This is a genomic window from Frankia sp. QA3 (genome assembly GCF_000262465.1).
Classification (GTDB): domain Bacteria; phylum Actinomycetota; class Actinomycetes; order Frankiales; family Frankiaceae; genus Frankia.
Genome location: NZ_CM001489.1, coordinates 1,011,346 through 1,036,594, shown reverse-complemented (window position 1 = coordinate 1,036,594; position 25,249 = coordinate 1,011,346). Strand labels below are relative to the sequence as shown.

The window sequence follows — 25,249 nt, the reverse complement described above, 5'->3', positions numbered from 1 at the left end:
GGGACGCGTCAGGTGATGTCGAGGTGCGACGGATCGCCGCCCATGGCCGCGGAGCCGGTCCCCGCGCCGACCGGCGACGACGGGGCCGCCTCGGCCGGCCGCCCGACGCCGGCCGCGCGGGGCGGGGCGTCGTCGTAGTCCAGCGGCGAGGTCTCGTCGTCGCCGAGGCCGGCGTACGGGGAGTCGTCGCCGCGGCGGGCCTTGCGCCGGTCGTTGATCCAGCCGACGATCAGCGCGACCTCGTAGAGGATCACCATCGGCAGGCCCAGCGCCAGCATGGTGAACGGGTCCTGGCTGGGTGTGACGATGGCGGCGAAGACGAACACGAGGAAGATCTCGGCGCGCCGCCAGGACCGCAGTTTGGCGGTGGTGACGACGCCGGCCAGGTTCAGCATGGTGACGAGCAGCGGCACCTCGAACGACAGCCCGAAGATCAGCAGCATCGCCTGGACGTAGCTGAGGTACTTGTTGCCGTCGAGGACGCTGACCAGACCGTTGCCGCCGAACCCGAGCAGCAGGCTCAGGCCGGTGGACAGGGTGTAATAGGCGAAGAAGGCGCCGGTGGCGAACAGGATCAGCGAGATCCCGACGAACGTGAGCGACCAGCGCCGCTCGTGGCGGTGCAGGCCGGGGGTGATGAACGACCAGAGCTGGTAGAGCCACACCGGGGAGGACACCACCGCCGCCGCGATCATCGAGATCTTCAGCCGGATGGTGAACGCGTCGAGGATGCCGAAGAAGTACAGCGTGCAGTCGGTGGCCGCCGCGCCGTCAGGGCTGAACCGCTTGCTGGCCGGCAGGTCGCAGTAGGGCGCCTTGAGCCAGTTGAAGATGTGCGGTTCGAGGATGAAGCACACGACCGCGGCGATCGCGAACCCCACGAGCGCGATCGCGATCCGGTTCCGCAGCTCACGAAGGTGTTCCGTGAGTGGCATCCGGCTGTCCTCGACCGTGCGGGTCCGCCGCTGGTTCACCGAGGCAAGGAGCCTCCGCGGCGTGGGGATCCCTGACACGTCGGCGTCTCCTGGTCGAGGGGGCGAGGGACGGGCGCCGGCGACTGGCACCCACCGGCCGGACGCTCAGGAGCCCGGCCGGCACGTGCGGTCAGTGCCGGTCGGCCACTGGGGCGGAGCCGTTCACCGCGACGCCGGGCTGGGCGCTCGGGGCGGGAGCGGCGGTCGGAGCCGGGGCCTCGATCGGCAGCGGGGCTGGCTGGGCGGCCGGGGCCGGGTGCTCGTCGTCACGCAGGCCCTTGGTCTCGGCCTTGAAGATGCGCAACGAGCGACCGAAGGAACGCGCCGCATCGGGAAGCTTCTTCGATCCGAACAGCACCAGCACGACGAGGGCGATGATGATGATCTCGGTGGTGCCAAGGGTTGGCATGGTCGGCGTCCTCCGATGAGCGGTACCGGCCCGGTCCCACGACCGGTGCGATCGATGCTACGTCCGCCAGCCTAGGAGGAGATAGAAGGCATACGGGTATCTCGCAGATGACGGCTGCACGACGAAGCGAGTGTGCCGGACGAATTGTAACCAGATCAGAACCCTTCGCGAGCGGGATCCTGCAGCGCAACCGACGATATCGCTCACAGCCATCGGATTGCGGCACCAAGTCAACGCCGTCGTGACCCTTTGTCGCGAGCCCGAACCCCGCAACCGCCAACCATGGATCACAACGGGACCACACTTGGGCCCGCCCGCCCACGCCCGGCATCCGGCCCGGTCGGGCTGGTCAGGAGGTGCGCTCGGCCAGCCGGGATGTGACCTCGGCGTGGTCCAGCCGGGCGGAGAGCTCCGCGGTGTCGGCGGCGAGACCCGACACCCGCGTCGACAGCTCGCCGAGGGCCCGGCGCACGCCGCGCACCTTCTGCCACACCCGCCAGGCGCACAGCGCGAGCAGGACGAGCCCGCCGAGGATGAGCACGAGGTAGACGAGCGCCCAGAACATGCCGATCACCCTACCGTTCGTCGCCGGCGCCGCCGGACGGGGCGTCGAGCCCGTAGGCGGCCAGCGCCTGGCGCGCCAGGGCGTGCACCTGCGCGGCGAGCCCGAGCGGCTCGACGACCCGCACGTCGGCGCCGAGGCCGAGCACGAGCCGGTGCAGCCAGGACGTCTCCCGCGCGTGCAGGATGACCTCCAGGCGGCCGCCGGGCAGCTCGCGCACCCCCGTGACGGGGTAGTAGTCGGCGACCCAGCGGGCCGGCGAGGCGAGTTCGAGGACGACCCGGACGTCGGCCGGGCCGGGCCGGTAGATCCCCTCGCTGGTGTCACGGGACACCGCCCCCGGCGGTGGGGCGGCCGGGATGTCGAGCACCTCGACTCCGCCGGGGCCGTCGATGCGGTCCAGCCGGAACAGCCGCACCGCCTCCGCCCGGTGGCACCAGCCCTCCAGGTACCAGTTGCCCTCCCGGACCAGCACCCGCATCGGATCGACGTCACGCTCGGTCAGCTCGTCCCGGGACCAGACGAGGTAGCGAAGGTGCACGCGGAGGCGTTCCCGCACCGCCCGCTGCACCGCCGCGAGCACCTCGGCGTGGGTGTCGAGGCTGACCCGCACCTGACCGGCGACGCTGCCCGCCGCGCCGACCGCCTTCTCCAGCTTCTCCAGCGCCCGGTCGAGGGCCTCCCGGCCGGCGAGCCCCGGCACGTCGGCGAGCGCGCGGGCGGCGACGACCAACGCCGTCGCCTCGTCCACGGACAGGCGCAACGGCCGGTCGAGGGTCTGCGGATCGGCTACGGTGATCCGGTCGCCGGAGTAGCTCAGGTCGATGAGGTCGCCCGGCGCCCCGCCGGGCAGCCCGCACACGAACAGCAGATCCAGGTCATCGCGCAGCTGTCGCGGGGTGACCCCGAAGGCCTCGGCGGCCGCCGGCAGCGGGATGCCGGGATGCGCCCGCAGCCAGGGGACGAGGGCGAGCAGCCGGCTCAACCGGTCGGTCGCGGCGCTCATCGATCATCGCCCGCCGGGGACCGGGGCGGTCTCGCGCGCGCCGGCGGTGCCCGCGGCCGCGGCCCGCAGCCGGGCGACGACGGCGGCGCGCAGCTCCGACGGGCCCAGCACGATCACGTCCGGCCCCGACCCGACGATCCAGCGGGCGAACCCCTCGGTGTCGGCGAACTCCATCTCCACCAGGTCCATGTCCGTCGGCACGACCAGCCGCCGCCCCAGGTCGGACGGCAGGTCGGACGGCAGGCAGGCGGGGCGGGCTCCGCGGCGCAGCGCGTGGCCGGTGCCGCGGCGCACGGCGAGCGTCGCGGTGCGCACCCGGTCCGGCGGGGCCTGGGTGGAGACCATGGCGTGCAGGTCGACGTCGGGCGGGACCCGCACGGCCCCGCCGGACCCGACCGCCCGCACGGGCCCGGCGAACCGGGACAACCGGAACACCCGCGGGGCACCGCGGACGACGTCGTGGCCCGCCAGGTACCAGCGGCCCCGCCAGGACAGCACGCCCCACGGCTCGACATGCCGCTCGGCGACGGCAGTCTCGCCGACCTTGCGGTAAGGGAAGCGGATCGCCCGGCCGGCCTGCACCGCGGCGAGGCACGGCTCGAACGCGGGCTCCGTCGCGTCGACCCGCGGCTCGAACCCGTCCAGGGCACCGAGGCCGTCGTCACCCACCGCGGCGCCGCCCGCGGCCAGCTTGCGCAGGGCGCTCGCCGCCGGCCCGGCCAGCGCCGTCGTCGACCACAGCGACCCGGCCAGCGCCAGCGCGGCGGCCTCGTCCGGCGCCAGGGCGATGTCGGGCAGGGCGTAGTCGCCGCGGCGGATTCGGTAGCCGACCTCGTCGCTGAACACCGAGTCCGTCCCGGTCTCCAGCGGGATGCCGATCTCTCGCAGGTACGCCTTGTCCCGTTCGAACATCCGCCGGAAGGCTTCCTGCTCCTCCTCGGTGACGCCGGGCTCGTAGCCATCCACCAGCTCGCCGAGCTGGGACACGGTGAGGAAGCGCGATGTCGCCATCAGGCACATCGTCAGGTTCAGCAGACGCTCCACCCGTCGCCGGGACACCTGACACACGCTAGTCGGCCTGCGGCGCCGGCCCGGCACCGCCCCCGCCGGCGACCCGCCACCCGGTCCGCCAGCAGCAGGGACGGCAGGGTCCGGTGGGCAGCGACACGGGCCAGGGATCCGCCCGGACGCGTGGCCCGGTTCCGCCGCCCGCTTGCCCGCCCGCTCGGCCGCCAGCTCGGATTGCGGCCGGATGGCGGCCAGATCGTGCCGAGGCTTACGCGCGGTTTGCGGCCCCAAAACCGCGACGAAGCCTCGGCATGACTCCATGAGTGCGACTGGTAACAGATAAGGCGCGGCGGCCGGTGGGGCGCGCCGAACCCGGAATGACCCAGAGTCCGCGGGCATCACGGCCGAGCCCGACCGCACTGCCGCGGCCGGCTAGGGCTGGACGGTCACCCCGCCGCTGCCCCCGTCGTTCGCGCCACCCTGGACGGCGAGCAGGTCGACCACGAAGACCAGGGTGTCGTCGGCGAGGATCGTCGGCGGCTGGCCGCCCACCGGCCCGTAGCCGAGGTCGGGCGGGATGACGATCTGGCGCCGGCCGCCGACGCGCATCCCGTCGATGCCCCGCCCGAAGCCGGCGACCGTGCTGCCCAGCGGGAAGGTGGCGGTCTGGCCGCTGCCCCACGTGGTGTCGAACTCCTGGCCGTTGCGCCACAGCACGCCGGAGTACTGGATGGCCACGGTGCTGGTGGCCGAGGCGCGCGCCCCGTGGCCGGTGACGAGGTCGTCGGTGACCAGCATGGTCGGTGGGGTGCCCTGCCCGGCAGCGGACAGCGGCTTGCGGGTCAGATCGTTGCCGTTGCGCACCGCGGGGAGCCGGGCGATCACCGGCGCGGCGCTCGTGCCGTCGGGGGCGTCCGAGGCGGAGCAGCCCGCGAGTACCGGGACGAGCAGCACGACGGGCAGCAACACGCCGGCGAGCAGGTTCCGGCGGCGCGCGGCCCGCACGGGCGGGGCCGTCGCGCGCAGGGTGGTCAGGGCGGCGCGGGCACGCCGCGAAACGGACATCACAGGGGGCGGGTCCTCACATGCTGGCGATAAGCTTGTCGACCCGGTCGTCGACGGAGCGGAACGGGTCCTTGCACAGGACCGTACGCTGGGCCTGATCGTTGAGCTTGAGGTGGACCCAGTCGACCGTGAAGTCGCGCCGCTTCTCCTGGGCCCGCTTGATGAACTCGCCGCGCAGCCGGGCGCGGGTGGTCTGCGGCGGGCGCGACTTGGCCTCGAACACGTCGAGGTCGCGGGTCACCCGCTCGACGAGGCCGGCCCGCTCCATGCGGTAGTACAGCCCGCGATCGCGGTGGATGTCGTGGTACTTCAGGTCGAGCTCGGCGACCCGCGGCGAGGCCAGCGACAGCCCGTGCTTGTGCCGGAACCGCTCGATGAGCACGTACTTCGTCACCCAGTCGATCTCCCGGGCGACGAGTTCGAGGTCGTCGGTCTCGATCGCGAGCAGCGTGCGGCCCCACAGGTCGAGCACCCGCTTGGCGACCTCGTCGCCGCCGCGGCGCTCGACGAACTCGACGGCCTTCGAGTGGTACTCCCGCTGGATGTCCAGCGCGCTGACCTCGCGACCGTTCGCCAGCTTGATCTTGCGCTGGCAGGTCATGTCGTGGCTGACCTCGCGGATCGCCCGGATCGGGTTCTCCAGCGTCATGTCGCGTAGCATGACGCCGGCCTCGATCATGCGCAGCACCAGGTCGGTGGAGCCGAGCTTGAGCAGCATCGTCGTCTCGCTCATGTTCGAGTCGCCGACGATGACGTGCAGGCGGCGGAAGCGCTCGGCGTCCGCGTGCGGCTCGTCCCGGGTGTTGATGATCGGGCGGGACCGGGTGGTCGCCGACGACACCGACTCCCAGATGTGCTCGGCGCGCTGGGAGATGCAGTAGACCGCCCCGCGCGGGGTCTGGAGCACCTTGCCGGCCCCGCAGAGGATCTGCCGGCTGACCAGGAACGGCACCAGCACGTCGGCGAGCTTGGAGAACTCGCCGTGCCGGCCGACGAGGTAGTTCTCGTGGCAGCCGTAGCTGTTGCCGGCGGAGTCGGTGTTGTTCTTGAACAGATGGATGTCGCCGGCGATGCCCTCCTCCCGCAGCCGCCGTTCGGCCTCGACGAGCAGACCCTCCAGGATCCGCTCGCCGGCCTTGTCGTGGGTGACGAGATCGGGGACGGAGTCGCATTCCGGGGTGGCGTACTCCGGATGGCTCCCGACGTCGAGGTAGAGGCGGGCGCCGTTTTTGAGGAACACGTTGCTGCTGCGTCCCCATGACACGACACGACGGAACAGGTACCGCGCCACCTCGTCCGGGGACAGCCGCCGCTGCCCCCGGAACACGCAGGTGACGCCGTACTCGTTCTCCAGTCCGAAGATGCGGCGATCCACGTCTGTGACCCTATGCTCGGATGGCACCCTGGCGTGGCCAGACGCTCGGGCTCGAGGTCACCGGGATTGCGATCCGCCCGCCGCAGCACCCCCCGCATGGCCTGGCGGCGGGCCGCCCGGACGGGTCGGGGGCACCAGCCGGACGCCGCCCGACGGCTCGATCGGCACGGTGCGTTCCAGCGGCGAACGCCACGTCGGCAGGGGCGCCGCGACCGCCGCCGGTGGCCCGCCGGGCCTGCTCCCGGCGCGCGCCGCCGGCGGTGAGTCCGCCGCCGCCCCGGGCAGAGCGGGGCCAGCCGGTCCAAGGGGCGCCCACGCCTCGTCCGCCGCGGTCGCGCCGGCCCGCGCGGGCACCGCCGCGCCCAGCCCCGGGTTCGCCGCGCCCGTGCCCGAACCTGCCGCGGTCGCGCCGGCCATATGCCGTTGCGGAGCCTGGCCCGGCCGGGGGGCCCCGCGGTTACCCGGGTACAGCGCCGGGGCGGCGCCGCGCTCGCCCACGAAGGCCAGCCAGAGGCCGACTATCAGCCAGACAGCCAGCACGACCACCGGGCGGCCACCGGCCGCGCCGTCGAAGTAGTTGGTGGAGCGCAACAGGGTCACCCCCGCCCCGGGCGGGGCGAACTGGCCGATGTCCCCCCACGGCCGGGGCAGCATCTCCGGCGCGGACTCCGCCGCCGACAGCGCGGCGCCCACGACCGTCACCAGGACGATGCCGACCAGACCCGGCGTCCCCGCCACCGCGCCGACGCCGACGACCGGCCCGGCGACCGCCAGGGCCAGCAGGGTCAGCACCGCCATCGTCGCCAGGAAGGAGCCCGGCAGGACGTCCAGTGCGCCCTGCAGTGCCACCGTCCCGGCGAAGCCGCAGAGCACCGCAAGCGCCGCGATCCCGGCCAGCCGGACCGCCCGCGAGCGGATCAGCCGGGTCAGCAGCACGCCGGCGGCCGCGATGACGAGCACGAGCGGCAGGTAACCGGCGGCCAGGCCCCCGCCGGCCTGGTCTCGGGACGCGTTCGCGACCACGTCGACGACGGGGATCTCCAGGCCGGGCATGAACACCCGGATGCCGCGGGTGATCGCCTCGGTCACCGCGGGACTGGCGGCGGAGGCGACCCGCAGCGTCAGCCCGTCGTCCCCGATGACGATCGCCGCGTAGGCGTCCCGATCGCGCAGCGCCCGGTCTGCGGCGGCGACCGTCGGCACGGTGCGCACCGTGAGGGCGCCGGGCTCGACCCGGCTGATCTGGTCGGCGAGCGCGGTCGCCGCGGGCGCCGGCCCGACGGTGAGGATCGGCAGATCCCGTGGCCGCAGGCTGGTCACCGACGTCCCGTAGAGCCAGACCAGCAGCCCCAGCAGCACGGCCATCCCGACGGTGATGGCACCGGCCCGGCGCACCCCGCGCAGCCCGAGCGGGTCGCGACCCGGGACGTGCTCCGCCGTGGCCCGGGGCCCAGGGCCCCCCGACCCCACGGCGCCCCGTCCCGCGGGGATCGGCCCGGTCGCACCCGACTCCACGGCGGCGAACCCGCCTTTCCCCGCACCGGCGCCATGCGGCGCGACGAGGCCGGTCCCGCCCGGCTCCGTGACGCCGCGCCCGGCCGCGCTGTCGGAGTGCCTACCGGCGGCCGCCGCCGCGCCGCGATGGACGCCCGCCACGAGATCATCGGGCGCATCGTCCGCGCCGGCGACTGCCTCCCCCGAATCAGGGACACCAACCGGGCCAGGGGCACCGACCGAACCAGGGGCACCGACCGAACCAGCGACACCGGGACCGACACCGGCCGGGGGCTCGCCCTGCAGGTTGCCATCGGTGGGGACGCTGCCGTCCGGGGTCGGGAGCACGCTGCCGTCGGCGGCATGGCGGTGGCGGTACGCCGGTCGTTGGTCCGGCGAGCCGGGAACGCCCGGACCGTGATCGTGCGGCGGGTAACCGGGATGGGCGTGCCGCCCGGCGGCGGGACCGACCCCGTCCGCACCGCGGTGGCCGTCCGGCCCGCGGTGGCCGTCAGGGCCGCGGTGGCCCTCCGGCTCGGCGTTCGGACCGGGGTCGCCGTCCACCGGCGGGCCGGGCTGGTGACGTTGCCCGGGCAGGGGACCGTGGTCGCCCTCCCGGTTGCGCCCGCCCGTCACCACGGGGCCGCTCCCCCGGTCGCGCCGGCCCGCGCCGCGCCCGCCGTACCCCGCGAGTCCGCCGTCGCACGCGCACTCACCGTCCTGTTCGGCAGCGGTCTGCTCACCGCATCCTCCCCTCCGTCCGGCGGAGCCCGCCGAGACGCTACGGGGAGTAGCGTGACGCCTTCGCGGTGTCGCGGCCTGTCCGACGGCGTGTCGCGGCACGGCGTTTCGCGGCGGATCCGCCATCACCCGGCGGTTCCCGGCGCCGTCCGGCAGCCTGCGGGTGAGGGCGGATCCGCCATCACCCGGCGGTTCCCGGCGCCGTCCGGCAGCCTGCGGACGGGAGCGCGTGGGCGCCTGGGTGGGGGGATCCGCGCCGGTCGTCGCGGTTGTTGCGCGCCGACATCTGCCGCGACGGTGGCCTGTCTGATGCCAGTCGGGCGGTCACGGGCGCGGCGACGGGGAAGGATGGCCGCCATGACAACCGGAACGAACGACACGACGTCCAGCCGAGCCAGCCAGACCGGCACCCTGAAGAGCCACCTGCGGGCGGAGGTCGCCCGGCGGGGCTCGGTGCCACTGACGATCATCGCCCCCGCGGCGGACGATCCGCCCCGGGGTGGCGTGGTCGTCGTGCAGGACGCCCGTGGCATCACCCCGTACCTGGTGTCCGTGTGCGACCGGCTGGCCGGGGCCGGCTGGCTGACCGTGGCCCCGCACCTGTATCACCGCGACGGGCGGGACGAGGTCGACCCGGCCGGCGGCTGGCCGGGGGCGATCCCGGCGATGGAGGGTCTGACCGGGACGGGCATCGACGCGGATGTGGATGCCGCCCTGGCCCATCTCGCCGACTCCGGCTTCGACGCCGGGCAGAGCGCGATCGTCGGGTTCTGCATGGGCGGTACCGTCGCGCTGCACACCGCCACCCGCCACCCGCTGGCCGCGGCGGTGTCGTTCTACGGCGGCGGGGTGAGCACGCCGTACTGGCCGGGGGTGGCGCCGCTGGTGGAGGCGGCCCCGGCGCTGCGCGGCCCGTGGCTCGGTCTGTACGGCGAACAGGACGACCTGATCAGCACGGACGAGATCGCCGCGCTGCGGGCCGCGGCGGCCCGCAGCGGCGTGCCGACGGAGCTCGTCAGCTACCCGGGCGCGGGACACGCCTTCCACAGCGACGACCGGGAGGCGGTGTACCGCCCGGTCGCCGCGGCGGACGCCTGGTCCCGGGCGCTCGCCTTCCTCGACGAGCACGTCCGCCCGCGCTGAGCGGCCACCCGGCCGGTCCGGCGGTCGCCCCATGGGCCCCGACCGGACCGACCGACGCGGTCGGTCAGGAGGACGTGGCGGTCTGGGCGAGCAGCTCGGCGAGGGCGGTGCCGGCGATCCGCTTGAACTGCCGCCTGGAGCGGGTGCGGTCGAGCATCCCGACCTCCAGGTTGGCCTCGGTGAGCACCCGCTCGCCGTTCTGCGGCAGGCCCGGCGGCACGCTGACGGTCAGCGCCCGCACGGCGACCCGCAGGGCGTCGGCGAGGGGCTGGCCGTCCCGGTGGTGCTCCTTCAGCGAGGTCGTGACCTGGTCGGAGGCCCCGCCGATCGCGACGAAGCCCCGTTCGTCGGCGATCGATCCGTCGAACGTCAGCTTGTAGATCTTGTCATCGCCGCTGGTCCGACCGACCTCGGCCACCACGATCTCGACCTCGTAGGGCTTCACGCTCTCGGTGAAGATCGCGCCGAGGGTCTGCGCGTAGGCGTTGGCCAGGGCGCGGCTGGTCACGTCGCGCCGGTCGTACATGTAGCCGCGGGAGTCCATCAGGCGGATGCCCGCCGTGCGCAGGTTCTCGAACTCGTTGTACTTGCCCACGGCGGCGAACGCGATGCGGTCGTAGATCTCGCTGATCTTGTGCAGGGTCGCCGAGGGGTTCTCGGCGACGAACAGGATCCCGTCCGCGTAGGTGATGACGACGACGCTGCGCCCGCGCGCGATGCCCTTGCGCGCGTACTCGGACTTGTCGCGGACCTGCTGTTCGGGGCTCGCGTATCCGAACGGCATGGTCACGTCAGCCTCCCGCGCTCGTGGAACGGTCCGCGATGATGGCGGTCACCACGGGTTCTACCTCATCGTCGCCGTAGCGCCGGTACCCGTCGGACGTGACCGACGCGACGATCGGGTACAGCTTGCGGATCGAGTCCGGGCCGCCGGTGGCCGAGTCGTCGTCGGCGGCGTCGTAGAGGGCCTCCAGCGCGATGCGGACCGCGTCGGCCTGGGACTGGTCGGCGCGGAAGAGCTTCTTCAGCGAGCCCTTCGCGAACACCGAGCCGGAGCCGATGGACTCGTACGTCCGCTCCTCGGACTTAGCCGCGGCGATGTCGTAGGAGAAGATCCGGCCCTTGTCCAGGTCCGGGTCGTAGCCGGCGAACAGGGGAACGACGGCGAGACCCTGCAGGGCCATCGGAAGGTTGCCCTTGACCATGGCCGCCAGCCGGTTGGCCTTGGCGTCCAGGCTCAGGGTCGCGCCCTCGATCTTCTCGTAGTGCTCCAGCTCCACCTGGAACAGCCGGATCAGCTCGGCGCCGACCCCGGCCGTGCCGGCGTAGCCCACGCAGGAGAAGTCGTCGGCGTGGTGCACCTTCTCGACGTCCCGCTGGGCGATCATGTGCCCCTGCGTCGCCCGCCGGTCACCGGCCATGATCACACCACCGGGAAAGGTCACCGCCACGATCGTCGTGCCGTGCGCCACCTCGGTGACAGGGCCCGGCAGGCCACCCTGGGCCCCAGGCAGCAGGTGCGGCGCCGACTGCGACAGGAAATCGGTGAACGACGAGGTTCCCGGTGTCATGAACACAGCCGGTAGGCGCCCGGCGCCACCCAATGGATCAGCCACGCATCCCCCTTCCGATAGACGGTCACACGGGCCCCGGCCTCCCGGTCGTCTCCGGGAACCGCGGGCGACGTGCGCATGAGCACAACATAGGGCCATCGCCTCCCGGTGCGGTCCGCCAGGGCGACCGGCCGGGTGATCGACAGCGATCAGCCCGCGGCGCACCGACCTCGCATCGGCCCCGCGGAGCACCCGCGGGACGTCCGCCGGCGCCCGGCCGATCCGGCGGCAGCGCCTGGCCGCACCCGGCGGCCCGCCGCACAGCGGATCACGGTTGTCCGGGCACGCTCGGGACGCCGCCGACGCGACCAGCAACGATCCGCACCCCGCGGACCGCCTCGGCGCGGCACAACGGTGAGCGAAAACACGGTTCCCCAGTGCGGCGGATCACCTGCGACCCGGCCTCACCCACCGGCGGTGCCGGCGGGCGGCGCGCGGGAGGCGGGTGGCGACCCGGCCGGCGGCGGTCAGGCGACCTGGAGCGACCGCCACGATCGGGAGGCACCTTCGGTGCCCCGGGCGTTCGGTGCCCCGGGCGCGCCCGGCGCCCGGGGCAGACCGTCTGCGCGGCGAGGGCCTCAGCCCTGCCGGCGCCGGGGCCAGCGCCCCGCGGTCACTCGCCGCCCTTCTGGACGTAGCCCTTCACAAACTCCTCGGCGTTCTCCTCGAGGACGTCGTCGATCTCGTCGAGGAGCGAGTCGACGTCCTCGGACAGCTTCTCGTGCCGCTCCTTGAGGTCGGAGGCGTCGTTGTCCTCGGTCGTGACCTCGTCGGCCTCGTCCGCACGCCGGTTGGTGTGCTGCTGCCCGCCGCTGTCCCTGGTGGCCATGAAGCCCTCCTTCGATCGCCTGGCGCGACACTATCCCGCCCCACCGACACCATCAGCCGGATCGGTGAGAGGTCCACTCCATCACGAACTGACCGTCTCGTCGCGACGTCCGCCCAGGGCGCAACGCGCGCAGGTCAGCAGGCAGCAATCACCGGCCCGGCGCGGTCGGCCCGGCGCGGTCGGCCCGGCGCGGTCGGCCCGGCGCGGGCCGCTGGCCGAGGGCGGCGGGAACCGGCCGCGCCGGTCGGCTCAGCGGCCGGCCAACGCGTCGACCAGGTCCGTGGCGGTGGCGCAGCGGTCCAGCAGCTCGCCCACGTGTGCCTTGGTCCCCCGCAGCGGCTCCAGCGTCGGCACCCGCTGCAGCGAGTCCCGGCCGATGTCGAAGATGACCGAGTCCCAGGACGCCGCGGCGACCTGCTGCGGGTAGCGGGCGAGGCAGCGGCCACGGAAGAACGCCCGAGTGTCCTCCGGCGGCTCGGTCATCGCCCGAGTCACCTCGTCCTCGCTGACGACCAGATCGAACCGGCCCCGGGCGACCAGGCGGTTGTACAGACCCTTGTCCGGCCGCACGTCGTGGTACTGCAGGTCGACGAGCTCCAGGCGGGGCGAATCCCAGTCCAGGCTGTCACGCGAGCGGTACCCCTCCAGGATCGACAGCTTGGCGACCCAGTCGAGTTCCCGGGCGCAGCTCATCGGGTCCACCTCGAGGCGGCCGAGGACCGACTCCCAGCGGGAGAGGATGTCGGCGGTCTGCGGGTCGACGTCCGAACCGAACCGGTTCTCCACGTACTTGCGGGCCTGCTCGAAGTACTCCATCTGCAGCTGGACGCCGGTCATCTTCCGCCCGTCGCGCAGCGTCACCAGGTGCTTGAGCGAGGGGTCGTGCGAGATCGCCCGCAGCGCCGCCACCGGGCCGTCCACGGACAGGTCGACGCTGAACCAGCCATCCTCGATCATGGCGAGGACCAGCGACGTCGTCCCCACCTTCAGGTAGGTGGCGACCTCGCTCATGTTCGCGTCGCCGATGATGACGTGCAGCCGGCGGTACTTTTCCGGGTCGGCGTGCGGCTCGTCGCGGGTGTTGATGATCGGCCGCTTCAGCGTCGTCTCCAAGCCCACCTCGACCTCGAAGAAGTCGGCCCGCTGGCTGATCTGGAAGCCGGCCGCGCGGCTGTCTACACCGAGGCCGACCCGGCCGGCACCGCAGACGACCTGGCGGGAGACGAAAAACGGGGTGAGGTTGCGGACGATCTCCCCGAACGGGGTCGACCGGGCCATGAGGTAGTTCTCGTGGCAGCCGTAGGAGACGCCCTTGTTGTCGGTGTTGTTCTTGTACAGGTTCACGGGCTTCGAGCCCGGCACCGTCAGGGCGCGCCGCGCCGCCTCCGCCATCACCCTTTCACCGGCCTTGTCCCACAGCACGACGTCACGCGGGTTGGTGACCTCGGGCGAGGAGAACTCCGGATGCGCGTGATCGACATAGAGCCGCGCCCCGTTGGTCAGGATGACGTTGGCGAGGCCCAGGTCGTCCTCGTTGGCAGGCGCGCTGGGATCGACCGCGGGCTCCCGGGGCAGCTCGAAGCCTCTCGCGTCCCGCAGCGGCGATTCCTCTTCGAAGTCCCACCGGGCGCGACTGCCCGAGGCCGACGTTCGGTTGGCATAGGAGTTCACCACCAACGACGAGGCCAACATCTGATTGGTGTTCGGCTGACCGGGCACCGACACTCCGTACTCGGTCTCGATTCCCATGATCCGGCGCGCGCTCACTCTGCAAGCGTAGGTGCTGCGCGGGCGGTCGGTTAGCCGGACGTCCGGCTTGTTTGTTCTGGGCGATGCGGGCGGTCCCCTCCCGGGCTACACAGATCCGCGCCGCGAACATCCGACCCGGACCCGCCCGGGGCCCGGGGATCCCCCGATCGGGGGCACCCTGGGCCGGGCCGAATCGCGCCGCAACCGGCCCGCGGGTGGCACCCCATGCAGGTGGCGGCGCACCTCGGCGACGGCCCTCCTCAGTGGGCCGCAGCCGCACGAACGAGGCCGCGCGGCCTCACCGACAGGGCCACAGCCTCAGCGACACGCCACAGCCTCACCGACAGGGCCACAGCCTCAGCGACACGGCCACAGCCTCAGAAGCGAGCCACCGCCTCAGGGGCGGACCGCAGTCTCAGGGGCGGACCGCAGCCCGGCGAGGGCAGCGCCACACGGCAGGCGGCCTCCTGCCGTGTGGGGGGCTGTACCTCACAGGTGGGTGGCCGCGACCTCACAGGTGGGTGGCCGCGGCGTCCCGCGCATGCCGCGGCGCCCGGGACCGCTTGGGGTCCCGGGCGCCGGAGTGCAGGACGTGCCGCCCACCGCGGTCACACCGTCAGTGTGACCGCGGTGGAACCGCGCGGCGTGGTCCGCCGGCCGTTACAGGTACTGGCCGGTGTTCGCGATGGTGTCGATGGAGCGGCCGGCCTCGGTGCCCTTCGTCCCGGTGACGAGCGTACGGATGTAGACGATCCGCTCGCCCTTCTTGCCGGAGATCCGGGCCCAGTCGTCCGGGTTGGTCGTGTTCGGCAGGTCCTCGTTCTCCTTGAACTCGTCCAAGCAGGCAGCGAGCAGGTACTGCATGCGCAGACCCTTGAGACCGCCCTCGATGTGCGCCTTGACCGACATCTTCTTGGCGCGGGCAACGATGTTCTCGATCATCGCGCCCGAGTTGAAGTCCTTGAAGTACAGGACCTCCTTGTCGCCGTTGGCGTAGGTCACCTCGAGGAAGCGGTTCTCCTCGCTCTCCGCGTACATCCGCTCGACAACGCGCTGGATCATCGCGGCGACCGTGGCATCTCGGTTGCCCTCGAACTCGGCGAGGTCCTCCGGGTAGAGCGGCAGGCTGGGCAGGACGTACTTCGCGAAGATGTCGCGAGCCGCCTCGGCGTCGGGGCGCTCCACCTTGATCTTCACGTCGAGCCGGCCCGGCCGCAGGATCGCCGGGTCGATCATGTCCTCGCGGTTGGACGCGCCGATCACGATGACGTTCTCGAGCTGCTCGACGCCGTCGATCTCGCTGAGCAGCTGCGGAACGATCGTGTTCTCCACGTCCGAGGACACACCCGAGCCGCGGGTCCGGAAGATCGAGTCCATCTCATCGAAGAACACGATCACCGGCATCCCCTCGGATGCCTTCTCGCGCGCCCGCTGGAACACCAGCCGGATCTGCCGCTCGGTCTCGCCGACGAACTTGTTGAGCAGCTCGGGGCCCTTGATATTGAGGAAGAACGCCCGGCCGTTGCCCTGGCCGGTGATCGCCTCAACCTTCTTGGCCAACGAGTTGGCGACCGCCTTCGCGATCAGCGTCTTGCCACAGCCGGGCGGGCCGTAGAGCAGCACACCCTTCGGCGGCTTGAGCTGATGCTCCCGGTAGAGATCCTTGTGCAGGAACGGCAACTCCACCGAGTCGCGGATCGACTCGATCTGGCTCTTCAGCCCGCCGATCTGCTCGTACCCGATGTCGGGGACCTCTTCGAGCACGAGCTCCTCGACCTCGGACTTCGGGACCCGCTCGAAGGCGTAGCCGGAGCGGGGCTCGATCAACAACGAGTCCCCTGCGCGGATCGGACCGTCGAGCAGCGGCTGGGCCAGCATGACCACCCGCTCCTCGTCGGTATGACCGACCACCAGTGCTCGGTCACCGCTTTCGAGGACTTCCTTGAGCAGGACGATCTCGCCCTGCCGCTCGAACGAGCGCGCCTCGACGACGTTGAGGGCCTCGTTGAGCATGACCTCCTGGCCAGGCAGGAGCGATCCGACGTCGACACTCGGCGACACGGTCACCCGGAGCTTTCTGCCCTGAGTGAACACGTCGACGGTGCCGTCGTCATACCGGGAGACGAAGATCCCGTAGCCGCTGGGCGGCTGCGCGAGTCTGTCGACCTCCTCCTTCAGGGTGACGATCTGGTCGCGCGCCTCCCGGAGGGTGGCGACGAGTCTGTCGTTCTGTCCCGTGGCGGACGACAGCTCGGCCTGAACCTCCGCGAGGCGTTCCTCCAGCACCCTGACCTGCCTGGGCGATTCGGACAACCTACGCCGCAGCATGGCCACTTCCTCTTCCAGGAAGGCGACCTGCGTCGTGAGCTCGTGTGCTTCCTTCTCGTACGCCGACCGCCGTGATTCGGCATCACCTGGACGACCCGTGCTCCCACCGGAGCCAGAGCCCGAACGGGGACCGGACACTGCGCCTCCACCTCCCCCGTGCTGACCGGGACGCACCCACACTACCGTTGTGACCGCCGCTGGCAGGCCGGTCGCGCAAGGACGGCCAAGCTTTGCCGTAAACAGCGGGTTACGGTGCCATGGTGACAGAAGATCGGAGCCCTGTGGCAACTCCAGCGAAGCCGGGCGTTTCGGCAGGCCTGCGCGTGCGGGTCGACCAGAACGCCTGCACCGGCGACGGTCTGTGCGTCCAGCTCGCCCCGAGCGTCTTCGAGTTCGACGTCGACGGGCTGGCCTACGTCAAGGATGAGGTCGGCGAGCTCCAGACAGCCGCAGGAGCGTACGTGCCAATCCCCCTCCCCGTCGTGGACGCGGTCGTCGACGCGGCCGACGAGTGTCCGGGGACGTGCATCTACGTCGAGCGCCCGGACGGCACCCTGGAGGCCGGCGGCCCCCTGAGCTGACGTCGCGGGGCGATCCGGCCACCGGACGAGCGGTTCCGCACCGTCCTCGTGACCCCGGCCAGGGCTCGTCGGACCCTGCCGGCATGCCAGCGTGATTCCCGGCCAGATCGCGGCCAGATCGCGCCGAGGCTTCGGCACGGTTGTCGGGCCGAAAACCGTATCCAGGCCTCGGCGTGACTCCGTGCGCGGCTAGTCACCGAAACACACGAATATCCGATGATCGGTGGCTCGCCCCGAGCCCGGGGCAACCCCGTCTCCCGAGTCACCCGATCAGCGCCCGCGGCGACTGCTCGCTCAGGAATCACTCGCCGCGAGGCCACTCGGGCCAGGGGCGGAGTCAGCCCTCGCCCGCAGCCCCCCGTGCGGGCCCCACACCCGCCGGCCCCGGCCTGATCCAGGGCCTGGGTTGCCTAGTCGGCGGAGTTGATCCCGTCCTCCGCGGTCCCGTCGGCCGAGGGCTGCGCACCGGGAGGGGCCACGGCGACCGGCTCGCCGAGGGCGCCCTTCGCTGGCCGCCGGCGGCGGACCGGGGGGGTGACCCCGTCGGCGAGGCGGCGCGCGGTGACGAGGAAGCCCGTGTGGCCGACCATGCGGTGGCCGGGGCGGACCGCAAGGCCCTCGACATGCCAGTCCCGCATCATCGTCTCCCAGGCGGCGGGCTCGGCGAACGTGCCGTGCGCCCGCAGGGTCTCCACGATGCGGGACAGCTGCGTCGTGGTGGCGACGTAGGCGCAGACCACCCCACCGGGCACGAGCGCCGCGCTGACGGCGTCCACGACGTCCCAGGGCGCGAGCATGTCGAGGACGACCCGGTCGATGTCCCGCTCGGTCGTCTCGGCCAGGTCGCCGACGATCACCGTGTGCGCCGGATGCGGACCGCCGAAGAACGTCTCGATGTTGCGCTGGGCGATGGCGGCGAAGTCCTCCCGCCGCTCGTAGGAGACCAGCCGCCCCGCATCGCCGATGGTGCGCAGCAGGGAGCAGGACAGCGCGCCCGAACCGACGCCGGCCTCGAGCACCCGGGCCCCGGGGAAGATGTCCGCGTAGGTGACGATCTGGGCCGCGTCCTTGGGGTAGACGACGGTCGCCCCGCGGGGCATGGACAGCACGAAGTCGACGAGCAGGGGGCGCAGCGCAAGGTAGTCGGTGCCGCCGGTGCTGGTGACGACGATGCCCTCGGGCTGGCCGAGCAGCGCGTCGTGCTCGACGGCGCCGCGGTGGGTGTGGAACTGCTTGCCCGGTTCCAGGACGACGGTGTGCTTACGCCCCTTGGGATCGGTGAGCTGCACCCGGTCGCCCTTGGTGAACGGTCCTCGCCGATGGGCCGCGCCGGTGGGGCTGGGGCGAAGGTCGGGAGCGGTCACCGCTGCGCCACCATGCGCGCGGCGGCGGCCGGGTCGAGGCGGGCGACCAGGTCGACCATGGCGAGCACGCCCACCGGCCGGCCGTGCTGCAGCACCAGGTACTCCGAGGCGGGCACGCGCTGCACGGCGGCGAGCAGGTCCTCGCCTTCCAGATCGGCCTCGAGCACCATCCCGGGCGCGATCGCCCGGCTCACCTCGTCCACGGACATCCACGGCCTCCGATGCTCGGGCAGCGCGTCGACCGCCGAGCCATTCATGATCTTGATGGGGTTACCGTCACGGTCGATCACCGCGACGGCGGTGGCGCCGACCTCCTGGGCCCGCCGCAGCGCCTCCGCCAGCGGCACGGCGCCCTCGACGGGCAGCGTCCGGCGCACCAGCCGGCCGGCGGACAGCCCTGGCAGCCGCCCGCGCAGCTGAGCCGCCCGCAGCGACTGGTATGCCGCGAACGCCAGGAACGCCGCCAGAGCATACGTGTAGAACAGGCCGAAGCTGTCGCCGGAAATCGTCGTACCCCACACGACCATGCCCGCGGCCACCACGAAGCCGCCGTAGGCGCCGGCCCGCAGCCCGCGCAGCTTGTCTCCGGTCACCGCCCACACGGCGGCGATGACCACCCTCCCGCCGTCCAACGGCACACCGGGGGCCAGGTTGAACACGAACAGCGCCAGGTTGATGATCCCGAGATCCCGCAGCACCACCCCGACGTGGGTGTCGTCACCGATGCCGAGCAGGCCGAGGTAGCACAGCCCGGCGAGCAGACCGTTCGCCGCCGGACCGACGAAGGCGATGAGGAACTCGCGGCCGGGGCTGCGGGGCTCGGGCTCGAACTCGGTGAACCCGGCGAACCCGTGCAGCGTCACCGAGCGGACGGTGTGACCGAAGGCGAGCGCGGTCAGGCAGTGGCCGATCTCGTGGACGAGCAGGGAGACCAGGAAACCGACGGAGATCACCGTGGCTATCGCGAGGACCTGGCCGTCCGACGCGGTCGGCAGCCGGTCCCGGATGGAGCCGGAGAGCAGGTAGGCCACCAGCAGAGCGAAGATCAGCGCGAGCGGCGACACCATGATCGGGACACCTCGGATGCGCCCGATCATCACTCCCGACGGGCGTTCACCCGGATGCCGCGACGCACCACCCGTGCCGCCATGGGCATCCGAGCCGGCGCCACCGCGCTGATCCGTCATGGAACCGATGCTACGGACCAGATCCGGCCGCGTCTGCCGGCCCTGTCCGCGCCGGTGACCAGCGGGGGGCCGGGGGCCTCCGGCCAGGGCGGCCAGGGCGCGCCGGTGCCCGCCCGGACGCCAGCGACCGGGGCCACGCCGGCGACCGGGGCCACGCCGGCGACGCCGCCACCGGCCGGACCGCCACCCGCCGGACCCCACGCGCCGGACCGCCACGGGCGTCGGCCGCCATCGGCCGGGACCAGCGGGGGTCGACCGCCGCCGGCCGGGGCCGACCCGCGGGAGTGTCGGTGGCGGGTTCTAGGGTCGGTTCATGACCACGACGCCGCCGCCCGGTTCCGCGGCATCCAGCGGGTCCCCGGCGCCGCCCACCGCGCCGGCGGCCGTCGACGCGTCGGCCGGGCCTGCGCCCTGCGGGCCGCGGGGCGCCGACCGGCCGCTGATCGGGTCGTTGTCCCCGTCGCGGGCGGCGGACTTCGTCAACTGCCCGCTGCGCTACCGCTTCCGGGTCGTCGACCGGCTGCCCGAGCCGCCGAGCGAGGCGGCCAGCCGCGGGACCGTCGTGCACGCGGTGCTGGAGAACCTGTTCGACCTGCCCCCGGCCGGGCGGACCCTCGAGGCGGCGCGCACGCTGGTCGAGCCGGCCTGGCAGGCGCTGCGCGAACGGGAGCCGGCGGTCGAGGCGCTCTTCGACGACCCGGCCGCGCTGGCCGCGTGGCTGGATTCGGCGCGCGAGCTGCTCGCCGGGTACTTCGCGCTGGAGGATCCGGCCCGGCTCGCCCCGTCGGCCCGCGAGCTCTACGTCGAGCATGTGCTCGACTCCGGGCTGCGACTGCGCGGCTACGTGGACCGGCTCGACGAGGCGACGACCCCGCAGGGCCTGGCCCTGCGGGTGGTCGACTACAAGACCGGCCGCTCCCCGGGCCCGGCGTTCGAGGGTTCGGCGATGTTCCAGATGAGGTTCTACGCCCTGCTGCTGTGGCGGATCCGCGGCGTGATCCCCCGGGAGCTGCGCCTGTACTACCTCGGCGACCGCACGTGGCTGCGGGCCGCCCCGGACGAGGCGGACCTGCGGGCCACCGAGCGGCGGATCGAGGCGCTGTGGGCGGCGATCGACCGGGCGCACCGCACCGGGGACTGGCGGGCCACCCCGAGCCGCCTGTGCTCATGGTGCCACCACCAGGCGCTGTGCCCGGCGTTCGGCGGCACGCCGCCGCCGCTGCCCCGGCAGGCGCCCGCGGTCCCCCTCGACGACACGGCGCCGGCTGTCTGCGAGGCGGACGGCTGAGCTCCCGCAGGGGATGGCGGGCCCGCAGGGGACGACGGTGGGACGAGGGATGTGTCCGGGGTTTCTGGATCGGTCCCGAGATGCGGATCATCCCTCGGTCGTTGGGGACTCCGACGGCGCAATCGGGGTGATCCGGGCCAACCGGCCGGTGGCCGCACCCTGCCGAGAGCGGCAGTCCGCGCGCCGATACACGTACATAGGACGATGGGACGGCCCTATCCCCCAGCGGCGGGCAGGGGCATCGGCAGACGCGCCGAGCGCGCGAGGAGAGGACGTCACGATGGCCCGACGGACCGAATCATCCCCAGGCGGGAGGCGGGACGCGGGCAGGGGCGCTCCGCCCGGGCGCCCGCAGCGGGTGGCGCGGGCCGCCGAGCGCGGGGACGACCGCCGCGATCAGCCCGCCGCGACCGGCGGCGCGGTCCCGGCGGCGCGGGCCGACCGGCTGACGAAGGTCTACGGCTCCGGGGACACCACCGTCACGGCGCTGCGCGGGATCGACCTGGACTTCCCCCGCGGTCGCTTCACGGCGATCATGGGACCGTCGGGTTCGGGCAAGTCCACGCTCATGCACTGCCTGGCCGGCCTGGACACGGTGACCCGCGGGCGGGTGTTCATCGGCGACGTCGACCTGTCGCGGCTGTCGGACAAGGAGCTCACCCGACTGCGCCGGGACCGGATCGGTTTCATCTTCCAACAGTTCAACCTGCTGCCGACGCTGACCGCGGCGGAGAACATCACGCTGCCGCTGAGCATCGCGGGCCGCTCCCCGGACCAGGCGTGGATGCGCACCGTCGTCGACGCGGTCGGTCTGGCCCCCCGGCTGGGGCACCGGCCGAGCGAGCTGTCCGGCGGCCAGCAGCAGCGGGTCGCCTGTGCCCGCGCCCTCGTCACCCGACCCGAGATCATTTTCGCCGACGAGCCGACCGGCAACCTGGACTCCCGCTCGGGCGCCGAGGTGCTGTCGTTCCTGCGGGACTCGGTCACCGAGCTCGGGCAGACGATCGTCATGGTGACGCACGACGCCACGGCCGCCTCCTATTCGGACGAGGTGATCTTCCTCGCGGACGGCCGGCTCGTCGACGCGATCGAACAGCCGACCGCGGACGAGGTGCTCGACCGGATGAAGCACCTCGACGCCGCCCAGCGCGGGCTGCTCCCGGACGACGCCGACGCGGCCCGAGAACAGGACGGCTACGACGACCGGGACCACCGAGACGACCGGGACCACCGAGACGACCGGGACCACCGAGACGACCGGGACCATCGCGGCGACCGGGACCACCGCGACGACCGGGACCACCGCGAGCGTCAGGCAGACCGCGGCCGCCACGACGGCTACCCGACCGGTCCGCGGGGCTACCCGGACGGCGACGACCAGTACGGCGACTACGACTACCCAGGTCAGCGCTACGGCAACGACGGCCGGCCGGCGCGGCCGGCGCCCTATGACGGCCGCTACGCCGAACCGTTCACCGGGGAGTTCGACCCGGTCACCGGCCATGAGACCGCGCAGCTGGACGAGACCGGACCGCTGGACGAGGGCGGGCCGGGCGGCGGCCGCTACGGCGGCCCGGCGGGCGCCCCGAGGCGGCACCGGCCGGTGCCGCGTCCCACCGGCCCGCGCGATTCCGACGACGCCGGCGGCTACGGCGCCCCGGGCGGCTACCGGGCGGACGAGCCGGGGTCGGCGGGCTGGGCCTGAGCCGATGCTGCGCGCCACTCTCAAGAGCCTGCTGGCCCGCAAGATCCGGCTGGCCCTGTCCATGCTGGCGGTCGTCGTCGGCGTGAGTTTCGTCACCGGGACCCTGGTCCTGACGGACACGCTCAACCGGACGTTCGACACCCTGTTCGCCGACATCAACAAGAACGTCAGCGTCGCGGTCCGGGCGGTCAACCAGATCGACCCGACGAGCGACTCCGGCCGACCGCCGCTGCCCGCGTCGGTCCTCGACACCGTCGCCAGGGTCGACGGGGTGCGGGCGGCCGTCGGGTCGGTCGACGGCCAGGCGGTGCTCATCAACCCGCGCACCGGCAAGCCTGCGAAGGAGGGCGGGGCTCCGGGGCTCGGCACCAACTGGACGGGCGGCCAGCCGACCGCGTCCGAGCAGCTCGCCGAGGGCCGCGCTCCGGGCCCCGGGGAGATCGTGGTGGATCGGGCGACCGCGCAGGATCTGCACCTCGCCCTCGGGACGCGGATCTCCGTGCAGACCAAGGGGGCGCCCGCGACCTACACGCTGGTCGGCACGTTCCGCGTGGCCGGGCAGGACAGCCTCGGCGGCGCCGCGGTGACCGCCTTCGACACCGCGACCGCCCAGCGGGTGCTGCTGGCCCCCGGCCAGTTCAGCTCCGTCCACCTGGCGGCCGCCCCCGGCCTCGGCCAGCAGGAGCTGCGCACGCGGGTCGCCGCCGTGCTCCCCGCCGGCGTGGAGGCGATCACCGGCGCGCAGCTGTCGGAGGAGAACGCCAGCGCCGTGCAGCAGGCGATCAGCGGCTTCTCGACCTTCCTGCTGATCTTCGCGGCGATCTCGGTGTTCGTCGGAGCGTTCATCATCTTCAACACGTTCACGATGCTGGTGGCGCAGCGGGTGCGGGAGCTGGCGCTGCTGCGGGCGATCGGCGCGAGCCGACGTCAGGTGCAGGTGTCGCTGCAGGTCGAGGCGGCTCTGGTCGGCTTCGCCGGGGCGAGCGTGGGACTGCTGTTCGGCGCGGGGCTCGCCGTGCTGCTGCGGGCCGCGGTCGGGGCGTTCGGCGTCGACCTGCCCAGCGGCTCGCTGGTGTTCGAGGCGCGCACGATCATCGTGGCCTACGCCGTGGGGGTCCTGATCACCTCGGCCGCGGCCTTCGTGCCGGCGCGCAAGGCGGCGTCCGTGCCGCCGATCGCGGCGATGCGGGAGACCTACGTGCTGCCGACGCGCTCGCTGCGCACCCGGGCCGTCGCCGGGACCGCCCTCACGGCGCTCGGGGTGCTGCTGCTCGTCCTCGGGACCGCGTCGGCGGGCAAGTCGGGAGCCACCGCCGTCGGGGGCGGCGCCGCGGGGATCTTCCTCGGTATCGCCACCCTGTCGCCCCTGCTGTCCGGCCCGATCATCCGGGTGCTCGGCGCGCCGTTCGTCTCGCTGTTCGGCACCACGGGCCGGCTCGGCCGGGAGAACGCGATGCGCAACCCGCGGCGCACCGCCTCGACCGCCTCCGCCCTCATGATCGGACTGGCCCTGGTCAGCGCCTTCTCGATCCTCGGGCAGTCGATCAAGGAGTCGGTGCGGACGACCGTGCAGGACAGTCTCGGCGCCGACTTCTTCCTGACCGCCCAGGGCTTCGGCCAGGGCTTCAGCGGCCAGGTGGCACGCGACCTGGCCGGCAAGCCCGGCATCGAGGTCGCGACCGGGCTGCGCGGCGGCCTGGTGAAGGTCGCCGGACGCGACGCCCAGGTGCTCGCCGGGGATCCGGCCGGCCTGCCCAAGGTGCTGGCGCTCAAGAAGGTGTCCGGGGACATCCATGCCCTCGGCGACGGCACGATCCTCGTGGAGGACACCACCGCCGCCGACCGCCACCTCACCGTCGGCCAGAAGATCCCCGTCACCTTCCCCGACGGCGCCCAGGACCTCACCCTCGTCGGGACGTACAAGAAGAGCCAGGTGGCCGGCTCGTGGATCATCTCGACCGGCCAGCTCGCCCGGCACTCCACCGACGACCTCGACCTGTTCGTGCTGGTCAAACGCGCCGACGGGGCCGACCCCGCGGCCGTGCGCGCCGAGATCGACAAGGTGGTCAAGCCGTACGCCACGGTGGAGGTGCGCGACCAGTCGGAGTTCGTCGCCCAGCAGGAGAAGCAGATCGACCAGCTGCTCGGCTTCATCTACGTCCTGCTGGCCCTGGCGGTGATCATCGCGCTGTTCGGCATCGTGAACACGCTCGCCCTGTCCGTGATCGAACGAACCCGGGAGATCGGGCTGCTGCGCGCCGTGGGCATGAGCCGCGGGCAGATGCGGGCCATGGTCGTCATGGAGTCGACGATCATCTCGGTCTTCGGCGCCGTGCTGGGGGTGGCCGTCGGCAGCGTCTTCGGCTGGGCCCTGACCAAGGCCCTGGCCTCCCAGGGCATCAGCACGTTCGCCTACCCGGTCCCGACGATCATCGTCGTCATCATCGTCGGCGTCCTGCTCGGCATCCTCGCCGCCGTCTTCCCCGCCCGCCGCGCCGCCAGAATGGACGTCCTGCGCGCCATCTCCGCCACCTGACCCGCCCGGCAAGCTCCCAGCGCCACCGGGCAGCGCACCCCGCTCGTGGGAGCGGCCGACAGCGCAGCCTCCGCGACACGGACCTGGCGGCCGCGGCGCTGGCGGACCTCCGGACGCCACCGGCCCGCCGGCGCCTCGGCACGTCGCCACGTCGCCACGTCGGCACGTCGGCACGTCGAACCGGCCCAGTCCGTCGTCTACCCCCCGTAGCACGGCCCGGCCACATTGCTGCCAAATCATGCCGAGGGTTAGGCACGGTTTTCGGGCGAAAAACCGTGCCTAGCCCTCGGCA

Annotated in this window: 20 protein-coding genes; 5 read left to right on the top strand and 15 right to left on the bottom strand. The window is 72.9% G+C overall.

The annotated features are described in order from the left end of the window. Nucleotides 1–8: 8 nt before the first annotated feature. The 8 genes from tatC to FRAQA3DRAFT_RS35725 form a co-directional block, all read right to left on the bottom strand. The gene (gene tatC / locus FRAQA3DRAFT_RS04045) at nt 9–1,013 is read right to left on the bottom strand and encodes a twin-arginine translocase subunit TatC (RefSeq protein WP_009737797.1); all 1,005 of its coding nucleotides are present in this window, start codon (nt 1,011–1,013) and stop codon (nt 9–11) included. Between the two features lie 91 nt (nt 1,014–1,104). Continuing rightward, the gene (gene tatA / locus FRAQA3DRAFT_RS04040; RefSeq protein WP_009737796.1) at nt 1,105–1,383 is read right to left on the bottom strand and encodes a Sec-independent protein translocase subunit TatA; all 279 of its coding nucleotides are present in this window, start codon (nt 1,381–1,383) and stop codon (nt 1,105–1,107) included. Between the two features lie 349 nt (nt 1,384–1,732). After that, entirely contained in the window at nt 1,733–1,948 is a 216-nt protein-coding gene (locus FRAQA3DRAFT_RS04035; RefSeq protein WP_009737795.1) for a hypothetical protein, read from the bottom strand. A gap of 10 nt (nt 1,949–1,958) precedes the next feature. Continuing rightward, a complete protein-coding gene (locus FRAQA3DRAFT_RS04030; protein WP_009737794.1) occupies nt 1,959–2,951 on the bottom strand; it encodes a YafY family protein in 993 nt (330 codons plus the stop codon). A gap of 3 nt (nt 2,952–2,954) precedes the next feature. After that, the gene (locus FRAQA3DRAFT_RS04025; RefSeq protein WP_232291908.1) at nt 2,955–3,962 is read right to left on the bottom strand and encodes a YafY family protein; all 1,008 of its coding nucleotides are present in this window, start codon (nt 3,960–3,962) and stop codon (nt 2,955–2,957) included. Between the two features lie 429 nt (nt 3,963–4,391). Beyond that, nucleotides 4,392–5,027, bottom strand: a complete 636-nt coding sequence (locus FRAQA3DRAFT_RS04020; RefSeq protein ID WP_009737792.1) for an FKBP-type peptidyl-prolyl cis-trans isomerase — start codon at nt 5,025–5,027, stop codon at nt 4,392–4,394. 13 nt (nt 5,028–5,040) lie between these two features. Continuing rightward, on the bottom strand, nt 5,041–6,399 hold the full coding sequence (gene pafA, locus FRAQA3DRAFT_RS04015; protein ID WP_009737791.1) for a Pup--protein ligase: 1,359 nt from the start codon (nt 6,397–6,399) through the stop codon (nt 5,041–5,043). Nucleotides 6,400–6,456: 57 nt separating this feature from the next. Beyond that, nucleotides 6,457–8,055, bottom strand: a complete 1,599-nt coding sequence (locus FRAQA3DRAFT_RS35725; protein ID WP_198287020.1) for a hypothetical protein — start codon at nt 8,053–8,055, stop codon at nt 6,457–6,459. A gap of 936 nt (nt 8,056–8,991) precedes the next feature. Here FRAQA3DRAFT_RS35725 and FRAQA3DRAFT_RS04005 point away from each other — a divergent pair. Then, a complete protein-coding gene (locus FRAQA3DRAFT_RS04005) occupies nt 8,992–9,777 on the top strand; it encodes a dienelactone hydrolase family protein (RefSeq protein ID WP_009737789.1) in 786 nt (261 codons plus the stop codon). 64 nt (nt 9,778–9,841) lie between these two features. On the opposite strand, the gene prcA is transcribed toward FRAQA3DRAFT_RS04005, so the two are convergent. The 5 genes from prcA to arc form a co-directional block, all read right to left on the bottom strand. Continuing rightward, the gene (gene prcA / locus FRAQA3DRAFT_RS04000; RefSeq protein WP_009737788.1) at nt 9,842–10,567 is read right to left on the bottom strand and encodes a proteasome subunit alpha; all 726 of its coding nucleotides are present in this window, start codon (nt 10,565–10,567) and stop codon (nt 9,842–9,844) included. A gap of 1 nt (nt 10,568) precedes the next feature. After that, nucleotides 10,569–11,393, bottom strand: coding sequence for a proteasome subunit beta (prcB, locus tag FRAQA3DRAFT_RS03995; RefSeq protein WP_009737787.1), 825 nt, complete (start codon nt 11,391–11,393; stop codon nt 10,569–10,571). Nucleotides 11,394–12,003: 610 nt separating this feature from the next. Further along, nucleotides 12,004–12,219, bottom strand: a complete 216-nt coding sequence (locus FRAQA3DRAFT_RS03985) for a ubiquitin-like protein Pup (RefSeq protein WP_009737786.1) — start codon at nt 12,217–12,219, stop codon at nt 12,004–12,006. 249 nt (nt 12,220–12,468) lie between these two features. Continuing rightward, nucleotides 12,469–13,986, bottom strand: a complete 1,518-nt coding sequence (gene dop, locus FRAQA3DRAFT_RS03980; protein WP_369809391.1) for a depupylase/deamidase Dop — start codon at nt 13,984–13,986, stop codon at nt 12,469–12,471. Between the two features lie 642 nt (nt 13,987–14,628). Continuing rightward, a complete protein-coding gene (gene arc, locus FRAQA3DRAFT_RS03975; protein WP_009737784.1) occupies nt 14,629–16,434 on the bottom strand; it encodes a proteasome ATPase in 1,806 nt (601 codons plus the stop codon). A 119-nt stretch (nt 16,435–16,553) separates the two neighbouring features. On the opposite strand from arc, the gene FRAQA3DRAFT_RS03970 reads away from it, so the two are divergent. Beyond that, entirely contained in the window at nt 16,554–16,877 is a 324-nt protein-coding gene (locus tag FRAQA3DRAFT_RS03970; protein ID WP_009737783.1) for a ferredoxin, read from the top strand. 410 nt (nt 16,878–17,287) lie between these two features. On the opposite strand, the gene FRAQA3DRAFT_RS03965 is transcribed toward FRAQA3DRAFT_RS03970, so the two are convergent. Further along, nucleotides 17,288–18,241: a tRNA (adenine-N1)-methyltransferase gene (locus FRAQA3DRAFT_RS03965; RefSeq protein WP_009737782.1), complete on the bottom strand. Its 954-nt coding sequence runs from the start codon at nt 18,239–18,241 to the stop codon at nt 17,288–17,290. After that, nucleotides 18,238–19,428 carry a site-2 protease family protein gene (locus FRAQA3DRAFT_RS03960; protein ID WP_035920546.1) on the bottom strand — a complete coding sequence of 397 codons (1,191 nt, stop codon included), beginning with the start codon at nt 19,426–19,428 and terminating at the stop codon, nt 18,238–18,240. The genes FRAQA3DRAFT_RS03965 and FRAQA3DRAFT_RS03960 overlap by 4 nt, the downstream gene beginning before the upstream one ends. Nucleotides 19,429–19,741: 313 nt before the next feature. Between FRAQA3DRAFT_RS03960 and FRAQA3DRAFT_RS03955 the strand changes: the two genes are divergently transcribed. The 3 genes from FRAQA3DRAFT_RS03955 to FRAQA3DRAFT_RS03945 all read left to right on the top strand — a co-directional run bounded on the left by FRAQA3DRAFT_RS03955 (nt 19,742) and on the right by FRAQA3DRAFT_RS03945 (nt 24,957). Beyond that, complete coding sequence (locus FRAQA3DRAFT_RS03955; RefSeq protein WP_009737780.1) at nt 19,742–20,716, top strand: PD-(D/E)XK nuclease family protein; 975 nt, start codon at nt 19,742–19,744, stop codon at nt 20,714–20,716. A gap of 280 nt (nt 20,717–20,996) precedes the next feature. Then, complete coding sequence (locus FRAQA3DRAFT_RS03950; RefSeq protein ID WP_009737779.1) at nt 20,997–22,421, top strand: ABC transporter ATP-binding protein; 1,425 nt, start codon at nt 20,997–20,999, stop codon at nt 22,419–22,421. A gap of 4 nt (nt 22,422–22,425) precedes the next feature. After that, nucleotides 22,426–24,957: an ABC transporter permease gene (locus FRAQA3DRAFT_RS03945; RefSeq protein ID WP_009737778.1), complete on the top strand. Its 2,532-nt coding sequence runs from the start codon at nt 22,426–22,428 to the stop codon at nt 24,955–24,957. The last annotated feature ends 292 nt before the right edge of the window (nt 24,958–25,249 follow it).

Excerpts from the sequence above, each read along its gene's own strand:
- tatA (WP_009737796.1), bottom strand. The coding sequence starts at position 1,383 with ATGCCAACCCTTGGCACCACCGAGATCATCATCATCGCCCTCGTCGTG.
- FRAQA3DRAFT_RS04035 (WP_009737795.1), bottom strand. The coding sequence starts at position 1,948 with ATGTTCTGGGCGCTCGTCTACCTCGTGCTCATCCTCGGCGGGCTCGTC.
- FRAQA3DRAFT_RS04030 (WP_009737794.1), bottom strand. The coding sequence starts at position 2,951 with ATGAGCGCCGCGACCGACCGGTTGAGCCGGCTGCTCGCCCTCGTCCCC.
- FRAQA3DRAFT_RS04025 (WP_232291908.1), bottom strand. The coding sequence starts at position 3,962 with ATGGCGACATCGCGCTTCCTCACCGTGTCCCAGCTCGGCGAGCTGGTG.
- FRAQA3DRAFT_RS04005 (WP_009737789.1), top strand. The coding sequence starts at position 8,992 with ATGACAACCGGAACGAACGACACGACGTCCAGCCGAGCCAGCCAGACC.
- FRAQA3DRAFT_RS03985 (WP_009737786.1), bottom strand. The coding sequence starts at position 12,219 with ATGGCCACCAGGGACAGCGGCGGGCAGCAGCACACCAACCGGCGTGCG.
- FRAQA3DRAFT_RS03970 (WP_009737783.1), top strand. The coding sequence starts at position 16,554 with ATGGTGACAGAAGATCGGAGCCCTGTGGCAACTCCAGCGAAGCCGGGC.
- FRAQA3DRAFT_RS03960 (WP_035920546.1), bottom strand. The coding sequence starts at position 19,428 with ATGACGGATCAGCGCGGTGGCGCCGGCTCGGATGCCCATGGCGGCACG.
- FRAQA3DRAFT_RS03955 (WP_009737780.1), top strand. The coding sequence starts at position 19,742 with ATGACCACGACGCCGCCGCCCGGTTCCGCGGCATCCAGCGGGTCCCCG.
- FRAQA3DRAFT_RS03950 (WP_009737779.1), top strand. The coding sequence starts at position 20,997 with ATGGCCCGACGGACCGAATCATCCCCAGGCGGGAGGCGGGACGCGGGC.
- FRAQA3DRAFT_RS03945 (WP_009737778.1), top strand. The coding sequence starts at position 22,426 with ATGCTGCGCGCCACTCTCAAGAGCCTGCTGGCCCGCAAGATCCGGCTG.